14 protein-coding genes are annotated in these 18,104 nt (G+C 67.1%); 8 read left to right on the forward strand and 6 right to left on the reverse strand.

Annotation, left to right across the window (positions count from 1 at the left end; all coding sequences use genetic code 11):
* The first annotated feature begins 2 nt into the window (after positions 1 to 2).
* Positions 3 to 716 (forward strand): META domain-containing protein, encoded by a 714-nt coding sequence (locus AC2S9W_RS01410; RefSeq protein ID WP_486571530.1) that lies wholly within the window; start codon positions 3 to 5, stop codon positions 714 to 716.
* A 137-nt stretch (positions 717 to 853) separates the two neighbouring features.
* Here AC2S9W_RS01410 and AC2S9W_RS01415 read toward each other — a convergent pair whose 3' ends face one another.
* Complete coding sequence (locus tag AC2S9W_RS01415; protein ID WP_486571531.1) at positions 854 to 2,209, reverse strand: DNA recombination protein RmuC; 1,356 nt, start codon at positions 2,207 to 2,209, stop codon at positions 854 to 856.
* Between the two features lie 81 nt (positions 2,210 to 2,290).
* Between AC2S9W_RS01415 and AC2S9W_RS01420 the strand changes: the two genes are divergently transcribed.
* Positions 2,291 to 2,836 (forward strand): hypothetical protein, encoded by a 546-nt coding sequence (locus tag AC2S9W_RS01420; RefSeq protein ID WP_486571532.1) that lies wholly within the window; start codon positions 2,291 to 2,293, stop codon positions 2,834 to 2,836.
* Here AC2S9W_RS01420 and AC2S9W_RS01425 read toward each other — a convergent pair.
* Positions 2,833 to 3,312: a vgr related protein gene (locus AC2S9W_RS01425; RefSeq protein WP_486571533.1), complete on the reverse strand. Its 480-nt coding sequence runs from the start codon at positions 3,310 to 3,312 to the stop codon at positions 2,833 to 2,835. The genes AC2S9W_RS01420 and AC2S9W_RS01425 overlap by 4 nt on opposite strands.
* 76 nt (positions 3,313 to 3,388) lie before the next feature.
* Complete coding sequence (locus AC2S9W_RS01430; protein WP_486571534.1) at positions 3,389 to 3,904, reverse strand: copper chaperone PCu(A)C; 516 nt, start codon at positions 3,902 to 3,904, stop codon at positions 3,389 to 3,391.
* 153 nt (positions 3,905 to 4,057) lie between these two features.
* Between AC2S9W_RS01430 and dnaK the strand changes: the two genes are divergently transcribed.
* Entirely contained in the window at positions 4,058 to 5,974 is a 1,917-nt protein-coding gene (gene dnaK, locus AC2S9W_RS01435) for a molecular chaperone DnaK (RefSeq protein ID WP_486571535.1), read from the forward strand.
* A gap of 120 nt (positions 5,975 to 6,094) precedes the next feature.
* On the forward strand, positions 6,095 to 7,213 hold the full coding sequence (gene dnaJ, locus AC2S9W_RS01440) for a molecular chaperone DnaJ (RefSeq protein ID WP_241941881.1): 1,119 nt from the start codon (positions 6,095 to 6,097) through the stop codon (positions 7,211 to 7,213).
* A gap of 30 nt (positions 7,214 to 7,243) precedes the next feature.
* Here dnaJ and AC2S9W_RS01445 read toward each other — a convergent pair whose 3' ends face one another.
* Positions 7,244 to 9,559: a patatin-like protein gene (locus AC2S9W_RS01445; protein WP_486571536.1), complete on the reverse strand. Its 2,316-nt coding sequence runs from the start codon at positions 9,557 to 9,559 to the stop codon at positions 7,244 to 7,246.
* 143 nt (positions 9,560 to 9,702) lie between these two features.
* Here AC2S9W_RS01445 and AC2S9W_RS01450 point away from each other — a divergent pair, with 143 nt between their 5' ends.
* The 4 genes from AC2S9W_RS01450 to AC2S9W_RS01465 all read left to right on the forward strand — a co-directional run bounded on the left by AC2S9W_RS01450 (position 9,703) and on the right by AC2S9W_RS01465 (position 17,099).
* A complete protein-coding gene (locus AC2S9W_RS01450; RefSeq protein WP_486571537.1) occupies positions 9,703 to 11,907 on the forward strand; it encodes a TonB-dependent receptor in 2,205 nt (734 codons plus the stop codon).
* 16 nt (positions 11,908 to 11,923) lie between these two features.
* Entirely contained in the window at positions 11,924 to 13,027 is a 1,104-nt protein-coding gene (locus tag AC2S9W_RS01455) for a PepSY-associated TM helix domain-containing protein (protein WP_067187186.1), read from the forward strand.
* Between the two features lie 229 nt (positions 13,028 to 13,256).
* On the forward strand, positions 13,257 to 15,425 hold the full coding sequence (locus tag AC2S9W_RS01460) for a primosomal protein N' (RefSeq protein WP_486571538.1): 2,169 nt from the start codon (positions 13,257 to 13,259) through the stop codon (positions 15,423 to 15,425).
* A 78-nt stretch (positions 15,426 to 15,503) separates the two neighbouring features.
* Positions 15,504 to 17,099 (forward strand): tetratricopeptide repeat protein, encoded by a 1,596-nt coding sequence (locus tag AC2S9W_RS01465; protein WP_156483045.1) that lies wholly within the window; start codon positions 15,504 to 15,506, stop codon positions 17,097 to 17,099.
* 64 nt (positions 17,100 to 17,163) lie between these two features.
* Here AC2S9W_RS01465 and AC2S9W_RS01470 read toward each other — a convergent pair whose 3' ends face one another.
* Positions 17,164 to 17,472 carry a hypothetical protein gene (locus tag AC2S9W_RS01470; RefSeq protein ID WP_172709680.1) on the reverse strand — a complete coding sequence of 103 codons (309 nt, stop codon included), beginning with the start codon at positions 17,470 to 17,472 and terminating at the stop codon, positions 17,164 to 17,166.
* A 56-nt stretch (positions 17,473 to 17,528) separates the two neighbouring features.
* Complete coding sequence (locus AC2S9W_RS01475; protein WP_067186234.1) at positions 17,529 to 18,029, reverse strand: hypothetical protein; 501 nt, start codon at positions 18,027 to 18,029, stop codon at positions 17,529 to 17,531.
* Positions 18,030 to 18,104: the final 75 nt, after the last annotated feature.

Here is an 18,104-nt window from a genome sequence, read left to right on the forward strand (position 1 = left end):
TCATGACCAAGACGCTGCCCCTGCTCGCCCTTTCCCTCGCTCTCGCCGCCTGCGCCCCCGCCGGGACGCCGCAGGCGCCCGGCAATGCGCCGCCGCCCGCCGGCGCCTATATGGCGGTCGGCACCGAGCCCGGCTGGACGCTGGAGATCACCCCCGAAAGGCTGAACTATGCCGGCGATTACGGCGAGACGAAGATCGTCGTGCCGAACCCCGGCGCGCGCGCGTCGTCGGGCGGCGAACGCTATGCCACGCCGCGCCTGACGGTCGACGTCGCCCACGCCGCGTGCAGCGACGGGATGAGCGACCGACGCTATCGCGACACGGTGACGGTGACCGCCGACGGCAAGACGGTGAAGGGCTGCGGCGGCGCGATCCTGCCGCCGGGCGAACTGGCCGGCACCCACTGGACCTTCGTGTCGATCGGCGGCGTCGCGATCGCCGGCGACCGGCCGGCCGAGCTGCAATTCGACGGTGACCGGATGAGCGGCAGCGCCGGCTGCAACCGCTTCGGCGGCAGCTATTCGGTCAAGGACGGAATGCTGACCGCGGGGCGACTCGCGGCGACGCTGATGGCCTGCCCCGGCCCCGCGATGGAACAGGAACGCGGCTTCTTCGCCCTGATGGAGGCGCCGGTGCGCGTCGATTTCCCGGCGGACGGCACGATGGTGCTGACCGGCAGGGACGGCAAGACGGCGGTGCTCAAGCGGGCGATATAGAACCGCGGGCGTAAAATCCGATCCATCGCTCCGTTCGTGTCGAGCGAAATTGGGGAGCGGGGATCGGGGATCGGGGGAGCGATGCCGGTCTGGCATGCGCTTCCAGGCCGACATGCCGCCTGCGCGGCAATGGCGACTCATTCGCCCGCGTCGTTCACCGCGTTCGGCGCCGCCGCCAGCTTGGCGAGCGGGCGCGCGGCCTGTTCGGCGACCGGCAGCGTCGGGATTTCCTTGCCGCCGGTCTCGATATCGAGCGCCTCGAAGCGCTTCGCCTGCGTCAGCACCTGGCTTTCGAAGCTGCCGACGAAGGCATTGTAGGCGCCCGTCGCCTGGTCGAGATTCTTGCCCACCCGCGCGATGTGTGTGCCCATCGTCGCCATGCGCGCGTACAGTTCCTTGCCGAGCGCCGCGATCTCGCGCGCCTGTCCCGCGAGCTTTTCCTGCCGCCACACCGCGGCGACGGTGCGCGCGATCGCGATCAGGTTGGTCGGGGTCGCGAGCAGCACCTTGCGCTCGAACGCATAGTCCCACAGCCCCGTATCCTGGTCGAGCGCGGCGGCGAGGAAATGCTCGCCGGGGACGAACATCACGACATAGTCGGGCGTGTCGTCGAACTGGTTCCAATAGGCCTTGGCGCCGAGCGCGTTGACATGCGCCTTCATCGCCGCGGCGTGCGCCGCCAGATGCGCCGTCTTCTCGCCCTCATCGACCGCGCCGAACGCATCCTGATAGGCGTTGAGCGACACCTTGGCGTCGATGACCAGATTCTGCCCGCCCGGCACCCGCACCACCACGTCGGGGCGCAGCCGCCCACCCTCGCCGTCGGCGACGCTGACCTCGGTCTGGAAATCGGCATGTTCGGAAAGGCCGCAGCTTTCGAGGACGTTGCGAAGCTGCTGCTCGCCCCAGCGGCCGCGCGCCTTGGGCGCATTGCGCAGCGCGTTGACCAGCTTCGCCGCCTCGCTCGACACGCGCTCGTTCTGCGCGCGCATCGATTCGATCTGCCCCTGCAGGATGCCGAAGGCGCTCTGCCGGTCGGCCTCGACCTTGGTCACCGCCCGCTCATATTTCTCGAGCCGCTCGTGGACGGGCGACAGCAGCGCCTTCAGATTCTGCCCCGCGCTTTCCTCGCTCTGCCGGAAGCGCGCCTCGGCGCGTTCGAGGAACGCCTTCTGCGCCTCGCCGAGCATCGCCTGGCCGACCTCGCGGAACTGCGCGGTAAGCGCCGCCTGCGCCTCGCGAAGCTGGGCGATCTGCGCGTCATGTGCGGCATCGCGCGCCCTCTGTTCGGCGAGCAGCGCCGACAATTGCAGGTCGGCGGCCTTGCGCGCGTCGGATTCGGCGGCGAGGTCGGTCACGGCGGCCTTGAACCGCTCGGCCAGCCCATCGCGCTCGGCCCGCAGCGCCCCCGCCTGCCGCCCGGCAAACAACCAGCCGATCAGAGCGCCGAGACCAAGCGCGACAAGAGCAATGAGCAGCGAGTGCATATCCATGCGCGGAACATAGAATGAACACGTTCTGTCTGGCTAGCGGTAAATTGTGCGGCGAAGCCGGATGTGCGAAATCCCGCGAATATGAAGCTCTTTCCCCTCATCGTCATCGCAGCCGCCCTAACCGCCGCCTGCAGCCCAGAAGCGAAAGTCGCTTCCGTCGACCTATGTGACATCCCAAAACATGGCGCGCGCTGGACCGATAAGGAAATTGTCGTGGCGGGTTGGTATTATGGCAGCAGCCACATGGCTGAGATCGGTTCGGATAAGTGCAGATATGATCGCCTCAGTCCTCATTTCAAAGAAGGAACTGTCGGCAGTTTTCACGATTCCACAGACAAACAGCAAAGCGAGTTGAAGGCGGACCTAAAGAGCGGAATTTGGCCGGAAGCGCAATTTTACGCTCGGTTCCATGGCGTGTTGCGATTCAAGCCCAGCCAGCCTTCGTTATGGAACGACAGAACCAATTATTATGAGCTGGAGATCGACCGAGTGGACGGCATCAGATGGGAGGAAGCCCCGTTTCTCAACCCCGTCCCACCATGCAACGCCGAATGCCAAGCTTATGGCCGAAAAATGGGTGCGACCCATCCTAGATCGCAACGAATCAAAAATGGCCATATCGACTAATTTGTCGTCACAAATGCAAACGGCAACACCGCCCGATAGGCCTCCACCCCCGGCGCCCCGGGGATGGTCGCGCCCTGTGTAAGCAGCCAGTAATGGCGCACGATCTCCGCCTGCTGTTCGAGGCCGTAGCGGTCGAGCCGCCATCCCGGCTTCAGGCTGTAGTTGTAGGTCGCGAAGGGATGCCGCATCAGCACCAGATACCAGCGCCCGCGCGTCTGCGCCTGCCAGACGTGCGTCATCTCGTGGATGAAGAGGCCCTTGAGCGCCTGCGGCGCCGCACCGAAATCTGCGCAGTAGAGATCGCCGTGCGGGTGGAAATGGAGCGCGCCCATCGGCGCCATCACCACCCGGCGCGGCTGGAAGAATATCCACTTGTGATGGCAGACGCGCACGCGGTCATAGGCGATCGCGTCGCCGAACACGGAGCGAGCGAGCGCAATTTCGCCCTCGGTGAGCGGGCGCGAGGAGCGCGGCATCAGTGATGCTTCGTCATTGCGAGGGGCCGGAGGGGGCGCCGCCCCGCTCGCCGTGACGATGGAAGGGGCGTCACCCCTATTTCTTCGCGGCATCCGCAGCCTTATCCGCATCATGGTCCATGCCGTCATGGTCCGCCGCGCCGGCATCGGGTGCCGGCTTGATCGGCATGTCGAACAGGATGCGGTCGTTGTTGTTGTTGGTGAAGACGAAGGCCATCGGCAGCTTGCCCGCGCGCACCGCGGCGCCGTTGATGTGCCAGATCATCAGATGCTTGCCGCCCTGCTTGAACTCAAGCTTGCCCTTCGCGGGCACCGCGGCGCGCGCGAGCGGCTTCATCGTCACCACGCCGTTCTCGCGCACACTTTCGTGCATCTCGACGCGCTGCGCAAGGTCGGCGGTCACCGCGACCAGTTCGACCGGCTGCGGCCCGCCCTCGACGGTGAAATAGCCGACCGCGGGCCGGTCGGGGGTCGCCCCCATCTGGATATAGCCGGAGACGACATTGAGCTGCGGGCCGGCGCCAAGATTTTCCTGGCACCCCCCGATGGCGAAGGTGGCGGCGGCAAGCGCGGCGATGGCAAGGGCTTTCATGATGTGCGGACTCCCGAAAAGCTGCAATTTCCTGTCCCAGATACGCTGTGGAAACCCTTGTGCCAAGGATCAGCGCACCTATATCGCGCCCATCAGACGAACATCAGGCGTGCCGCATCAGGGCGCCGAAGAAGCAACAAGGACGTTGAGATTATGGCCAAAGTGATCGGGATCGACCTCGGCACCACGAACAGCTGTGTCGCGGTCATGGAGGGCGGCAAGCCCAAGGTTATCGAAAATGTCGAAGGCACGCGCACGACGCCGTCGATCGTCGCCTTCGCCAAGGACGGCGAGCGGCTGATCGGCCAGCCGGCGAAGCGCCAGGCCGTCACCAATCCCGAAAACACGATTTTCGCGGTGAAGCGCCTGATCGGCCGCCGTTTCGACGACCCCATGACCAAGAAGGACATGGAACTCGTTCCCTACAACATCGTCAAGGGCGCGAACGGCGATGCATGGGTCCGCGCGGGCGGCGAGGATTATTCGCCGTCGCAGATTTCGGCCTTCATCCTTCAGAAGATGAAGGAAACCGCCGAATCCTATCTCGGCGAGAAGGTCGAGCAGGCGGTGATCACCGTCCCGGCCTATTTCAACGACGCGCAGCGGCAGGCGACCAAGGATGCCGGCAAGATCGCCGGTCTCGAAGTGCTGCGCATCATCAACGAGCCGACCGCGGCCGCGCTCGCTTACGGGCTCGACAAGTCGGAGAACAAGACGATCGCGGTCTATGACCTCGGCGGCGGCACCTTCGACATTTCGGTGCTCGAAGTCGGCGATGGCGTGTTCGAGGTGAAGTCGACCAACGGCGACACCTTCCTCGGCGGCGAGGATTTCGACTCGAAGATCGTCGAATATCTTGCCGACGGCTTCAAGAAGGACGAAGGCATTGATCTGCGCGGCGACAAGCTGGCGCTCCAGCGGCTCAAGGAAGCCGCCGAAAAGGCGAAGATCGAACTGTCGTCGGCGCAGTCGACCGAGGTCAACCTGCCCTTCATCACCGCCGATGCCAACGGGCCGAAGCACCTCGTCAAGACGATCACCCGCGCCGACCTGGAAAAGCTGGTCGAGGAGCTGATCAAGCGGACGCTCGAACCGTGCAAGAAGGCGATCAAGGACGCCGGCGTCAGCGCGAGCGACATCGACGAGGTCGTGCTGGTCGGCGGCATGACCCGCATGCCGCGCGTGCGTGAAGTGGTGAAGGACTTCTTCGGCAAGGAGCCGCACACCGGCGTCAACCCCGACGAGGTCGTCGCGATCGGCGCCGCGATCCAGGCAGGCGTGCTGCAGGGCGACGTCAAGGACGTGCTGCTGCTCGACGTGACGCCGCTGAGCCTCGGCATCGAGACGCTGGGCGGCGTGTTCACGCGCATGATCGACCGCAACACCACCATCCCGACCAAGAAGTCGCAGGTCTATTCGACCGCCGACGACAATCAGTCGGCGGTGACGATCCGCGTCTTCCAGGGCGAGCGCGAGATGGCGGCCGACAACAAGATGCTCGGCCAGTTCGATCTCGTCGGCATCCCGCCGGCGCCGCGCGGCGTGCCGCAGATCGAGGTGACCTTCGACATCGACGCCAACGGCATCGTCAACGTCTCGGCGAAGGACAAGGGCACCGGCAAGGAACAGCAGATCAAGATCCAGGCCAGCGGCGGCCTGTCGGATGCCGACATCGACCAGATGGTCAAGGACGCCGAACAGTTCGCCGAAGAGGACAAGAAGCGTCGCGAGGCGGCCGAGGCGAAGAACAACGCCGAAAGCCTGATCCACACGACCGAGCGCCAGCTCGAAGAGCATGGCGACAAGGTCGATGCGGGGCTGAAGTCCGAGATCGAGGCCGCGGTCGCCGAAGCCAAGACGGCGGTCGAGGGCGGCGATGCCGCCGCGATGACCGAAAAGGCGCAGGCGCTCGCGCAGGTCGCGATGAAGCTGGGCCAGGCAATCTACGAGAAGGAACAGCAGGCCGCGGCGTCGCCCGGCGCCGAGGCGGGCCCGAATGCGGACGGCGCCAAGGCCGACGAGGATGTCGTCGACGCCGAATTCTCGGAAGTCGAGGACGACAAGAAGTAAGGAATGGGCTTCACCCGTCATGCCGGCGAAGGCCGGCATCGCTCCCGGCAAGGCTCCGCCGAACCGATAGCGGCCCCGGCCTTCGCCGGGGCGACGGGTTGAAGTAAGGGGCTTTGCAGCATGTCGCTCGACATCGATTATTATGAACTGCTCGAATGCGAGCGGACCGCCGACGATGCGACGCTCAAGGCGAGTTATCGCAAGCTGGCGATGAAATATCACCCCGACCGCAACCCGGGGTGCCAGGACAGCGAGGCGCGCTTCAAGGCGATCAACGAAGCCTATGAGGTGCTGAAGGACCCGCAGAAGCGCGCGGCCTACGATCGTTTCGGCAAGAGCATGCCGCAGGGCGGCTTCGGCGGCCATGCCGATTTCGGCGACATCGGCGACATCTTCGAATCGATCTTCGGTTCGGCCTTCGGCGGCGGCGGGCGGCAGCAGCGCGGCCCGGCGCGCGGCGCCGATCTGCGCTACGACATGGAAATCAGGCTCGAGGACGCCTTTTCGGGCTGCGTGCGCGAGATTCAGGTCGATGTCGCGGCGCGCTGCGATGCGTGCGACGGATCGGGCGCCCGGCCCGGCACCTCGACCCATCGCTGCACGACGTGCGGCGGCCACGGCAAGGTGCGCGCGCAGCAGGGCTTCTTCATGGTCGAGCGCACCTGCCCGCATTGCCAGGGATCGGGCGAGGTCATCACCGATCCGTGCGACCAGTGCCATGGCGAGGGCCGCGTCGACCGGCGCAAGACGCTGACCGTCAACGTCCCCGCCGGGGTCGACGAAGGGACGCGCATCCGCCTGTCGGGCGAGGGCGAGTCGGGTGCGCGCGGCGCGGCGCCGGGCGACCTCTACATCTTCCTCCACATCGCGCGGCACCGGCTGTTCGAACGCGAGGGGACGACGCTGTTCACGCGCGCGCCGATCAGCTTCACCACCGCGGCGCTCGGCGGCTGCATCACCATCCCCGGCCTCGACGGCCGCAAGCATGACATCACCATTCCCGCCGGCATCCAGTCGGGCAAGCAGCTGCGCCAGCGCGGCGCCGGCATGCCCGTGCTCAACGGCCGCGGCAACGGCGACCTCGTCATCCAGATCGATGTCGAGACGCCGACGAAGCTCAGCGCGAAGCAGAAGGAACTGCTCGAAGCCTTTCGCGAGACTGAGACCGGCGACGAATGCCCCGCGAGCCAGGGCTTTTTCGGCCGCATCAAGGAAATGTGGGACGACCTGACCGAATGATCGTCCCCTCCCTTCCTCTTGCGGAAGGGCTCAGACGACTCCGATCTCTCCCCGTATCTCGTCGATCAGCGCCTGCACTCGCGGCAACCGGCCGTCCTCCTCGTCGAGTATCGCGTGGAAGGCGCGCCGCTTGATCGCCGCCAGTTCCTCGCTCGTCAGCGCGCCGTCGCCGGTCACGCTCGACGCCACGATGTCGATCAGGCGGTCGGCGCCGTGTAGCCGCCCCCACAGATAGTCGTTCTCACGATAGGCGCGGCTGAAGAAGGCGCCGAAGCTGTTGAACTCGATCCCCTTCAGCATCGCCGCCGCCCCGCCGGGACGGATCGCGGTCGCGTCGGAGGGCGAGATGCGGTCGATCTTGATCGGGTCGAACTCGTCGAACCCCTCGCCCTGCAGCAGCGGCAGCGTCGCGATGTCGAAAAAGGGATAGCCGAGATAGGCGAGCAGCATCGTCCGCCGGTCATCCTTGGGCAGCGCCGCGAGCGCCGCGGCGATCAGCTCGTCGGTCTCGGCATCGACGTCGACGAGGTCGCGCCGGTCGCCGATCGCGTCGATCCATTCCCCCATCCCGGCATCCTCGGCGACGTCGAGGTCGGCGAGCCAGTTGTCGCCTTCGCGCTCCAGATAGAGGCCGAGCGCGGCGAAGATCGCCTCGTGCATCGCCTCGCACGCCGGGTCGGGCGCGTCGCGCGTCGCTTCGATCGCGTCGAGCTCGCGCGCGAGGAAGCGCAGCCGGCGGACGCGGAAGCCGAGGTCGTGGATGCGGAAGAAGGCGATGGCGTCGCCGCTCGCCCCCGCGCCGCGCTTGCCCGAGATGCGGTCGAGCCCGCGCTGCCGCACCTCCTCCCACAGCGCCTCGCGCCGCCGCGCGCGGTGGATCGCGCCTTCGGAGGGCGCCAGCCGCTCGACCAGCGCCACCAGTTCCTCGACCACCGCCGACAGCTTGAGGTGGCCGTAGGGTGCGAAAGCGAAGCCCGCGCGCGCCGCCGCTTCGGTCTGCGCCTTGGCGCGCCACTTGCCGAGGCGCGCCGGGGTCGGGCTGTCGAGGAAGAAGGTGGTACCGAACAGCGCCGCCACCTGTTCCTCAACCTCGACCTTCATCGCGTCGACGATATGCTGCATGCGGCGGATGCGCCGCGACATGCTCTCGATCACCTCGACATTGTCGCGGATCGGCTGTTCGCGCGGGATTTCGGAAAGCGAGCCCAGGATCGTCGTCAGAAAGCCCGGCAGCCGCTTTTCGGCGCCCTCGACCGGCTCGCCATGCCGGCCGAAGCGGATCGAACGATAATCGGGCTTGGGGTCGATATAGACGAAGCGCCTGTCGATCTCGCGCCGCGCCGGTCGCTGCTTGAGCGCGGCGATGGCCGGGCGGAAGGGTGCATTGGCGAGCACCGATCCGTCGATCAGCACCCGGTCGGCGGGATCGGCCTCGCTGCCGGCGGGAAGCTGCACCTTGATGAAAGCGTCGCGGTGCGGCCAGTCGATGCCGCGCTGGGCAAGGACGCCGTCGAGTTCGCGCAGCGTGAAGGGCGGAAAGGCGCCGGGAAAGCTGGCGGTCGCCCGCGCCGCCGCGGCCAGGCCCGGAACATCGTCGAGCCGCTTGCCCATGCGCCCGTCCTGCCGGAAATGCATCACCAACCGATGCTCCTGCTCGGTGACGCGCGGCGGGCTGTTGAGCGCCAGCGGCATGCTGTGCCCCGCGAAATCGGTGGCCGAGACGAACAGGTCGACCGGCTGCCCCGCCGGAACCAGCGTCGGGCCGCGCGGCGCCTTGTCCATCGCGTCGAACGCGTCGAGCAGCAGGTTGGAGAAGATCGCGCCGCCGAAGGGCGGTTCGAACCAGCGCGCGCGCACGAAGCGCGACAGCTTCGCGCGCACCTCGTCCTGCGCGCTCCCGCCCACGGTGCGGTCGATGACGTTGCCGCGCCGCTTCATCGCCCAGCCGGCGATCGGCACCGCCCAGAATTTGGTCGCGGCGGACAGCGGCCGCGCGTCGGGGTCGAGCAGGCGATCGACATCGGCATCGTCGAGCCACAATTCGGTCAGCGGATCGAGCGACAGGCCCTCGGCGAGCGCGCGCGCCAGGAAGACGCCGTTGATCCCCCCCGCGCTGGCCCCCGCGACGATGTCGGCAAGCACGCGCAGCCGCACCCCGCTCTTCGCCTGGATCGCGGCGAGCAGTTCGCGATAGACGACGCCCGACCCGGCGGCGTCGGTACCGTCGTGAAAGGCGCGCGACGCCGCGGCGAGGCGCCATATCTCCTTGGTGATCCCGTGCATGTAGACGGCAAGGCTGATGCCGCCATAGCAGATCAGGGCGAAACGCAGTTCCTTCTCGCGCATGGCGGCGGTGATAGCGCGCTTTGCGCACTGTGGCGAATTTTCCACACCGCGTCCGAAAGCGAACCAAATCGGCATCGATCCTGCTTTGCCCTTGCGTCTGCGAATAGCTCGCATTAGCAGCGCGTCCGGAACAGGAGCCGAGAATGAATCGCAGATATTTCGCCGCAGTGCTGGCCTGCACCGCGCTTTCGTCGCCCGCCCACGCCCAAAGCACCGCAGCGCCCGACAGCGCCGACGCCGACGAGGCCATCATCGTCACCGCGGCGCGCACCGTCCTGCCGCCCAATGCGCTGCCGCTGACGATCGACCTGATCGACAAGCAGGCGCTGGAACAGCAGATCGCGATTTCGGGGTCGATCGCCGACGCGGTGGCGACGCTGACCCCCAGCTTCTCCCCCACCCGGCAGAAATTGTCGGGCGCCGGCGAAACGCTGCGCGGGCGCGCGCCGCTCTATGCGATTAACGGCATTCCACAGTCGAACCCGCTACGCGACGGCAGCCGCGACGGCTTCACCATCGACGGCTTCTTCATCGACCGGGTCGAGGTCATCTACGGCTCGAACGCATTGCAGGGGATCGGCGGCACCGGCGGCATCGTCAACCAGGTGACGGTGGGCGCGCCGAAGACCGACGGCGTGTCCGGCCGCTTCCTACTCCAGGGCACCGCCGACGACGAATTTTCGGGCGCCGGCATGGGCGGCAAGGCGGCCGGGCTCGTCCAGTACAAGGCGGGGCGCTTCGACGCCACGGTCGGCGCCGCCTATGAAATCCGCGGCATCTTTCGCGATGGCGAGGGACGTCCGGTCGGCATCAACCTGACGCAGGGCGAAACGATGGATTCGAAGACGCTCTCGCTCTTCGGCCGCTTCGGCTATGCCGTCACCGACACGATGCGGCTCGACCTGATCGCCAGCCGCTACGAGATGAAGGGCGACGGCGACTATGCGCCGGTCGCGGGCAACAAGGCGGGGGGTATCCCCACCACCCAGACGCGCGGAACGCCGCCGGGCGTTCCCGCCGCGAGCCGGACCGAAAGCGTCGCGCTGTCGCTGACCGACCCGCAACTGGGCGGCGCCAATTTCGTCAGCCAGCTGTTCTGGAACCGCACCCGCGACACGTTCGGCGGCGAACCCAATCCGATCGCCAGCTTTCAGGACCCGGCGATCGCGCCCGTCGGCACGCTGTTCGACCAGTCGCAGAACCGCAGCCGCAAGGTCGGCGCCAAGATCAGCTATGAGCGCGCGGTTCCGGGTTTCGAGGCACTGACGCTGATCGCGGGCTTCGACGCGCTGTGGGACGAAAGCGAGCAGCGGCTGATCACCACGAATCGTGCATGGGTACCGCCGACCAAGTTCCGCAGCTTCGCGCCCTTCGGCCAGGCGAACCTCAAATTGTTCGATGGCGTCGTCCGCCTCGCCGGCGGCGCGCGCTACGAGGATGTGAAGATCAGCATTGCCGATTATCACACGCTCGCCGCCAACACCTTCGTCGCGTGCCCCGCGCCCCCGGCGGTGCCGACCGGGCCCTGCGGCCCGTCGACCTATGGCGGCGTCGACGTCGGGGGCGGCAGCCCGAGCTTCGACGACGTGCTGGTCAACGGCGGCCTGATCGTCGAGCCGGTGCCGGGCATCCGAGCCTATGCCAGCTATGCCGAGGGCTATACCGTCCCCGACGTCGGCCGCATCACCCGCGCGGTGAGCAGGACAGGGGTCGATATCGACAATTATCTCGATATCGCGCCGATCGTCTCGAACAACCGCGAGATCGGGGTCGAGGTGAAGCGCGGGCCGCTCGACGCGACCGCGACCTATTTCTGGTCGACGAGCACCAAGGGGCAGCTTCTGATCGCGCGTCCCGACGGTATCTTCGACGTCGTGCGCCAGCGCGTCGAGATCGAGGGGCTCGAACTCAACCTGGCAGTGCGGATGCCGATCGACGGGCTCACGCTGTCGGCGGGCTATGCGCATATCGAAGGCCGGTTCGACAATGACGGCGACGGGGCGGTCGACACCGACCTCGACGGCGCCAACATCTCGCCCGACCGGCTCAACCTTGCCGCCGCCTATGCGAAGGGCCCGCTGTCCGCGCGCGTCCAGACGCAATTCTATCTCGCGCGCACCTTCCGGGGGCCGGGCCGCGACGCGCGCAACGATTTCGAGGGCTATAATCTGACCGACGCCATCCTGCGCTATCAGACCCGGCTCGGCGGCATCAGCCTTGCGGTCCAGAATCTGTTCGACCGGCAATATATCAGCTATGCGAGCGACACCCAGCGACCGACGGACAATTTCTTCAACTTCGCCGGCCGCGGACGTACCTTCACGCTCGGCTGGGATTATCGTTTCTAGGCATGGCCCACCGATGATGAAACTGCTCGACACGCTGCACCGCTGGACCGGCGGCCTGATCGGCCTCGTGCTGGCGCTGCTCGGCCTGTCGGGCACCATCCTGCTGCACAAATATGCGTGGATCGGCGTCGCGCATGCCGGCGATCCGCTGCGTACCGACCTTGCGAGCACCGTCGCCGCGACCGAGCGGATCATGGCGCTGCCGCAGGCGCCGCAGGGCATCATCTATGCCAGCGACGGCTTCGGGTTGCACCAGGCGCGCTTCGGCGACGGCGCCGGCCTCTACGCCGACCAGACGGGGCGAGTCGCTACGCAGTGGGCGAGCCAGTGGGAGCGGCCCGAGCTGTGGATCTTCGATTTCCACCATCATCTGTTCACCGGCGACACCGGCGAATGGGTGATCGGCACCGCGGGGCTGTGCGGCCTGTTCTTCATCCTCTCGGGCGTCATCCTGTGGTGGCGCACGCGCCGCACCTTCCGCTTCCGGCTGTGGCCGAAACGGATGAGCCGGCCGGCGATCGTCATGCACCACCGCGACCTCGGCATCGTCGTCGCACCGTTGCTGCTGCTGTCGGTCGTCACCGGCACGATGATGATCTTTCAGCCCTTCGCAATGGCGATGATTGCGCCTTTCGGCTCGCCCGCCGAAGCCGCCAGGGCGATGAAGCCGCCGAAATACCAGGGCGGCCCCCTAGCCGCCAGGCCCGATTACGCGGCAATGCTGGGCGAGGCGCGCCGCCGCTTCCCCGATGCCGAGTTCCGCATCCTCAGCCTGCCCGCGAAGGACGGCGGCCCGATCATGCTGCGGATGCGCCAGCAGGCCGAATGGCTGCCCAACGGCCGCTCGACCCTGTGGTTCGACGCTGCGACGGGCAAGCTGCTCGGCGCGCGCGACGCGCTCGCGATGCCCGCGGGCGCGCAGGCGTTCAACAAGGCCTATCCGATCCATTCGGGCAAGGTCGGCGGCCTTTTGTGGCGGCTCGTCCTGACGATCTCGGGCCTGTCGATGACGATGCTGGGAAGCCTCGCGGTCTGGACCTTCTGGTTCCGGCGCTCGAAGCCGGCGAAACCGCGGGTGAAGGAAGCGGCGTTAGCCGCTTTCCAAAACGCCGCGCGTTAAATCTGGATCACCGCTGTTTTCGTTCGTGCTGACCCCGGATCAAGTCCGGGGGAAGCACTGTTCTTCTTGCGGCGCCAAAGAGAAAGAACGGCCCTTCGACAAGCTCAGGGCGAACGGTGCAGATCATGGTTCGCCGCTCCAGGATTCGCGCAGAGGCGCAGAGATTTCGGTTCACGCGGAGCCGCGTCCGCTTTCCTATTTTACCGGCCGCCCTATATCCTCCCCACAGATGACCCGCGCCCGCGTCCTCCTTCTCACTGCCGCCCTCGGGCCGCTCGACTATCGCGTGCCGCAGGGCACCGAGGCGCCGCTCGGCAGCGTCGTCGTCGCGCCGCTCGGGCCGCGGCGCATGGGCGGCGCGGTATGGGAAGATGCGAGCTTCGGCGCGCCCGATCCGGTCGGCGACAACCGGCTGCGCAACCTGTACGAAGTCTTTCCGGTGCCGCCGGTGCCCGCGCCGCTGCGCCGCCTCGTCGAATGGACGAGCGACTATTATCTCGCCCCGCCGGGCGCGGTGCTGCGGATGGTGCTGCCCGGCGCCGCTTTTGCCGACGCGCGCCGCCCGATCGTCGAATATCGCGCGACGGGCGCGCTTCCGCCGCGGATGACGCCGCAGCGGACGGTGGCGCTCGAGAAGATCGGCGGCCGGCAGGGCACCGTGCGCGAGCTGGCGGCGCTTGCCGAGGTCAGCGACGGAGTGATCCGCGGCCTCGTCCAGGCGGGCGCGCTCGAAGCGGTGAGCGTGTCGGCCGACGCCCCCTATCCCGAGCCCGACCCCGCCTTCGCACCGCCCGCCCTCTCCGCCGAGCAGGCCGCCGCCGCCGGCGAGCTTCGCGACGCCGTCGCCGCCGCACGGTTCGAGACGCTGCTGCTCGACGGCGTCACGGGATCAGGCAAGACCGAAGTCTATATGGAGGCGATCGCCGCGGCGGTCGAAGCGGGCGGGCAGGCGCTCGTCCTGCTGCCCGAGATCGCCCTGACCGAGCCGATGCTGACCCGCTTTGCCGCGCGCTTCGGCTGCGAGCCGGTCGCATGGCATTCGGGGCTGCGCTCGACCGAGCGCCGCCGCGCCTGGCACGCGATCGCGCGCGGCGACGCGAAGATCGTCGTCGGCGCCCGGTCGGCACTGTTCCTGCCCTATGCCCGGCTGGGCCTGATCGTCGTCGACGAGGCGCACGAAACGAGCTTCAAGCAGGAGGACGGCGTCCATTATCACGCGCGCGACGTCGCGGTGATGCGCGGGGCGTTCGAAAAGCTGCCGGTGGTCCTCGCCAGCGCGACCCCCGCGCTCGAAAGCCTCGCGCAGGTCGAGGCGGGACGCTATCGCCACATCGTTCTGCCCGCGCGCTATGGCGGCGCGACGCTGCCCGACCTCGCGGCGATCGACATGCGGATCGATCCGCCCGACCGCGGCCGCTGGCTGGCGCCGCCGCTCGTCGACGCGCTGGCCGACCGGTTGCAGAAGGGCGAGCAGAGCCTGCTGTTCCTCAACCGGCGGGGCTTCGCGCCGCTGACGCTCTGCCGCACCTGCGGTCATCGCATCCAGTGCCCGAACTGCACCGCGTGGATGGTCGAGCACCGACTCGTCCACCGTCTCGCCTGCCATCATTGCGGCCATGTCATGCCGCCGCCGCGCCTGTGCCCCGAGTGCGAGGACGAGGACAGCCTCGTCGCCTGCGGCCCCGGCGTCGAGCGGATCGCCGACGAGGTCGCCGAACGCTTTCCCGAAGCGCGCACCGCCATCGTCACCAGCGACACCCTGTGGTCGCCCGCCAAGGCAGCCGAGTTCGTCGACGCGGTCGAGGGCGGTCTCGTCGACATCATCATCGGCACCCAGCTCGTCACCAAGGGCTATCATTTCCCGAACCTGACGCTGGTCGGAGTGGTCGATGCCGATCTGGGGCTCGATGGCGGCGACCTGCGCGCGTCGGAACGCACCTTCCAGCAGATCGCGCAGGTCGCCGGACGCGCGGGACGCGGGGTGAAGCCGGGCGAGGTGCTGATCCAGACACGCGTCCCCGACGCCCCGGTGATGGCGGCGCTGGTCGCGAACGACCGCGAGGGCTTCTACGCCGCGGAGGCCGCCGCGCGGCGGCAGGCGGGGGCGCCGCCCTATGGCCGCTTCGCCGCGCTCGTCATCTCGTCGGAGGAGATGGAGGTAGCGCGCGGCGTCGCGCAACGACTGGGGGAGAAGGCGCCCGTCGCCGACGGTCTCGCCATCTATGGCCCCGCCCCCGCGCCGCTCGCGATGCTGCGCGGGCGGCACCGCTTCCGCCTGCTGCTGCACGCCCCGCGCAGCTTCGACCTGCAGGGCGCGATCCGCGACTGGGTCGGACGCATCGACTGGCCCGCCAAGGCACGCCTCGCGATCGACATAGATCCCTACAGCTTCGTCTGACGACCGATCGGGGCATTGGAATCGCGGGCCGTAGTTGCTAGCCCTCGGCTTCAGGACATCTGTTCGAGGAGCGGGCGAGTGAAATTGCAGGGCTGGGTACGCGCGATCAGCGTCGGGACGGCATTGGCGGCGATGGCGATCGGTGCCAGCGCGCGCGCCGAATGGTGGCAGGCCGAAACCGCGCATTTCATCGTCTATTCCGAAAGCAAGAAGGACGACGCCGAACAGTTCGCGCGCCTGCTCGAACGCTACGACAATGCGCTGCGCTATCTTCAGGGCTATCCGATTCCGGGGCCCGACATGGGCGAGGCGAACAAGGTGAAAGTGTTCCGCAGCGGCGACATCGACGACATCGCCTATGTCGCCGGAGCGCCGGGGTCGGGCATCGCGGGTTTCTATATCCCGCGCGCCGGCTCGACCGTCGCCTTCGTCCCCGCGCGCGAAAAGCGCCGCGACATGAGCAGCGTCCGGCGCAGCAGCAGCGGCCCGACCCTCGATACCGAGCAGGTGCTGTTCCACGAATATACGCACCATTTCATGCTGACCAATTTCAGTACCGCCTATCCCGCCTGGTATTCGGAAGGGTTCGCCGAGCTGTACAGCACGGTCGAGTTCCGCGACGACGGCAGCTTCGTCGGCGGGCTGGTGCCGCAGGCGCGCGGCGCCGCGCTCAAGCAATTGCCCGACGTGCGATTGTCCCGCCTGTTCGACCACAAGGTGAAGTTGACCGGGCTCGAACAGTATCAATCCTACGCCTTCGGCTGGCTGCTGTCGCACTATCTGAACTTCAACGAAGAGCGCCGGGGGCAGCTTCCGGCCTATCTGGCGGCGCTCAACAAGGGTGAGGACAGCCTGACCGCGGCGAAACGGATCTTCGGCAACCTCGACACGCTGCAGGCCGAGCTGCGCAAATACAAGGGCCGCAACCAGTTCCCGGTGATGGTCTCGCCGCCGAACGCGGTTCCCGAGCCCGCGGTGGCGCTGCGCCAGCTGCCCCCGGCCGAGGAAGCGCTGATGCGCGAATATATCCGTTCGCAGCGCGGCGTCGACCGCAAGGAGGCAAAGGATGTCGCGCGCGACCTGTCCGGCAAGGGCGCGGCCTATCCCGACAATCTGAAAGCGCAGCTGATCGTCGCCGAGGCGCATCTGGACGCGAGGAATTTCGACGAGGCCGAAGCCGCGGCAAAGCGCGCGCTGGCGCTGGCGCCCGACAGCTCCTTCGCCAATTTCCTGATGGGTTCGATCTTCCTGGCGCGTGCCGACGAAAACAAGGACAAGGCGCTGTATGCCCAGGCACGCCCGTGGCTGGTCAAGGCGCATAAGCTCGACCAGAAGGACCCGCGGCCGATGATCGGCTATTACATGTCCTATCGCGAGGCGGGCGAGCCGATTCCCGAGGACGCGCTGGTCATCCTCGAAAGCGCGTGGGACTATGCCAAATATGACGCGCTCTATCGGCTGATCCTGGCGCGCCAGCTGCTCGACGAGAACAAGGGCGACCTCGCGCGATCGGTGCTGTCGCCGATCGCCTTCGCCGCGCACGGCACCGAAAAGGAAAACAAGATTCGCGCGACCGTCGACCTGATCGACGAGAGCAAGATCGACGAAGCCCGCGCCAAGCTGGCCGAAATCTTCAAGGAAGCCGAGGACCGGCAGAAAGGCAGGAAAGGCTAGGATCGCCGCCGTCCCGGCTTTCCTTCGTCACGGCGAGCGAAGCGAAACCGTGACGAGGCGACGCCTATGGAGCATCGTCTCCGGACGACATGAGCTTGCGGATTCCGAGCGTGACGGCGACGACCGCGAAACCGAGAACGGCAAGCAGGACCGACATCAGCAATCCCACCGCGTTCGAATGGCCGATGAGCGCCTCGTCCTCGATATCAGCCGTCCAGAAATGGCAGAAGCTAGCGGCGCTCAGCAGCCCGATGAGAAGCATCGACCATCCGGCGCCCGCGACGCCGTAACGGGCAACGAAAACCGGCGCGGCGAGGACCATTGCGAATCCCAGCACGCCCGACCAACTCAACAGCCAGTCCAGCACGGCCACCATCCCCTCCCCCACGATGTGTCCCGCCCTGAAGACGAGATTCGGCGCCTGTCCGTTCAACCTGCCAGCAGGTCCCGCGTTTCCTTTTCGTCCAGCGGATCCTGATCTTCGGGACGGACATCGCAAAATCCTACGACGCGCTCGACGCGCAAACCGTGGTCGATCGTCAGGACGAGACTCGCCCGCCAACTCAGGCCGTCTTCCAGCATCTTCAATATCGGCGTCACCTCTTCCATGACGATTGCTCTGGATGCATCGGCAATCCGTTCGGTGTCGCGAAAATAGGCGCCCCGCCTTTCGCTCTCCGGCCGTGGGACCTCTATCATCCCCGAAAACAACCCCATGCCATCTTCTTCAATGACATGTTTTCCGGACGTAACGGCGGCCTCGCCGGGCGCCCGCCAATAACCGCGCCCGCCCTCGCGCCTGAACTTGAGCGTGTGACGGTCGAACCGCTCGTTCACCATTTCGCATTGGTAATGGACGATGGGCTGGGTGAGGTTTTCCGGATCCGGAATCCACGGCGGCACCGGACTCATCAGCAGAAAATACAGCATGCCCCTCCCCTTTGTCCGCCGGATGTCCGCGCGCGCATCGCAGTCAACATGAGCGGGGGGCCAGCGCCAGTGCGC

It is taken from the genome of Sphingopyxis sp. 550B, from assembly GCF_057401805.1.

Bases quoted from the DNA above. Each gene is read 5' to 3' on its own strand.
- AC2S9W_RS01410 (WP_486571530.1), top strand. From the start codon at position 3: ATGACCAAGACGCTGCCCCTGCTCGCCCTTTCCCTCGCTCTCGCCGCC.
- AC2S9W_RS01455 (WP_067187186.1), top strand. From the start codon at position 11,924: ATGAAACTGCTCGACACGCTGCACCGCTGGACCGGCGGCCTGATCGGC.
- dnaJ (WP_241941881.1), top strand. From the start codon at position 6,095: ATGTCGCTCGACATCGATTATTATGAACTGCTCGAATGCGAGCGGACC.
- AC2S9W_RS01415 (WP_486571531.1), bottom strand. From the start codon at position 2,209: ATGGATATGCACTCGCTGCTCATTGCTCTTGTCGCGCTTGGTCTCGGC.
- AC2S9W_RS01420 (WP_486571532.1), top strand. From the start codon at position 2,291: ATGAAGCTCTTTCCCCTCATCGTCATCGCAGCCGCCCTAACCGCCGCC.
- AC2S9W_RS01460 (WP_486571538.1), top strand. From the start codon at position 13,257: ATGACCCGCGCCCGCGTCCTCCTTCTCACTGCCGCCCTCGGGCCGCTC.
- AC2S9W_RS01445 (WP_486571536.1), bottom strand. From the start codon at position 9,559: ATGCGCGAGAAGGAACTGCGTTTCGCCCTGATCTGCTATGGCGGCATC.
- dnaK (WP_486571535.1), top strand. From the start codon at position 4,058: ATGGCCAAAGTGATCGGGATCGACCTCGGCACCACGAACAGCTGTGTC.
- AC2S9W_RS01430 (WP_486571534.1), bottom strand. From the start codon at position 3,904: ATGAAAGCCCTTGCCATCGCCGCGCTTGCCGCCGCCACCTTCGCCATC.
- AC2S9W_RS01475 (WP_067186234.1), bottom strand. From the start codon at position 18,029: ATGCTGTATTTTCTGCTGATGAGTCCGGTGCCGCCGTGGATTCCGGAT.
- AC2S9W_RS01450 (WP_486571537.1), top strand. From the start codon at position 9,703: ATGAATCGCAGATATTTCGCCGCAGTGCTGGCCTGCACCGCGCTTTCG.
- AC2S9W_RS01425 (WP_486571533.1), bottom strand. From the start codon at position 3,312: ATGCCGCGCTCCTCGCGCCCGCTCACCGAGGGCGAAATTGCGCTCGCT.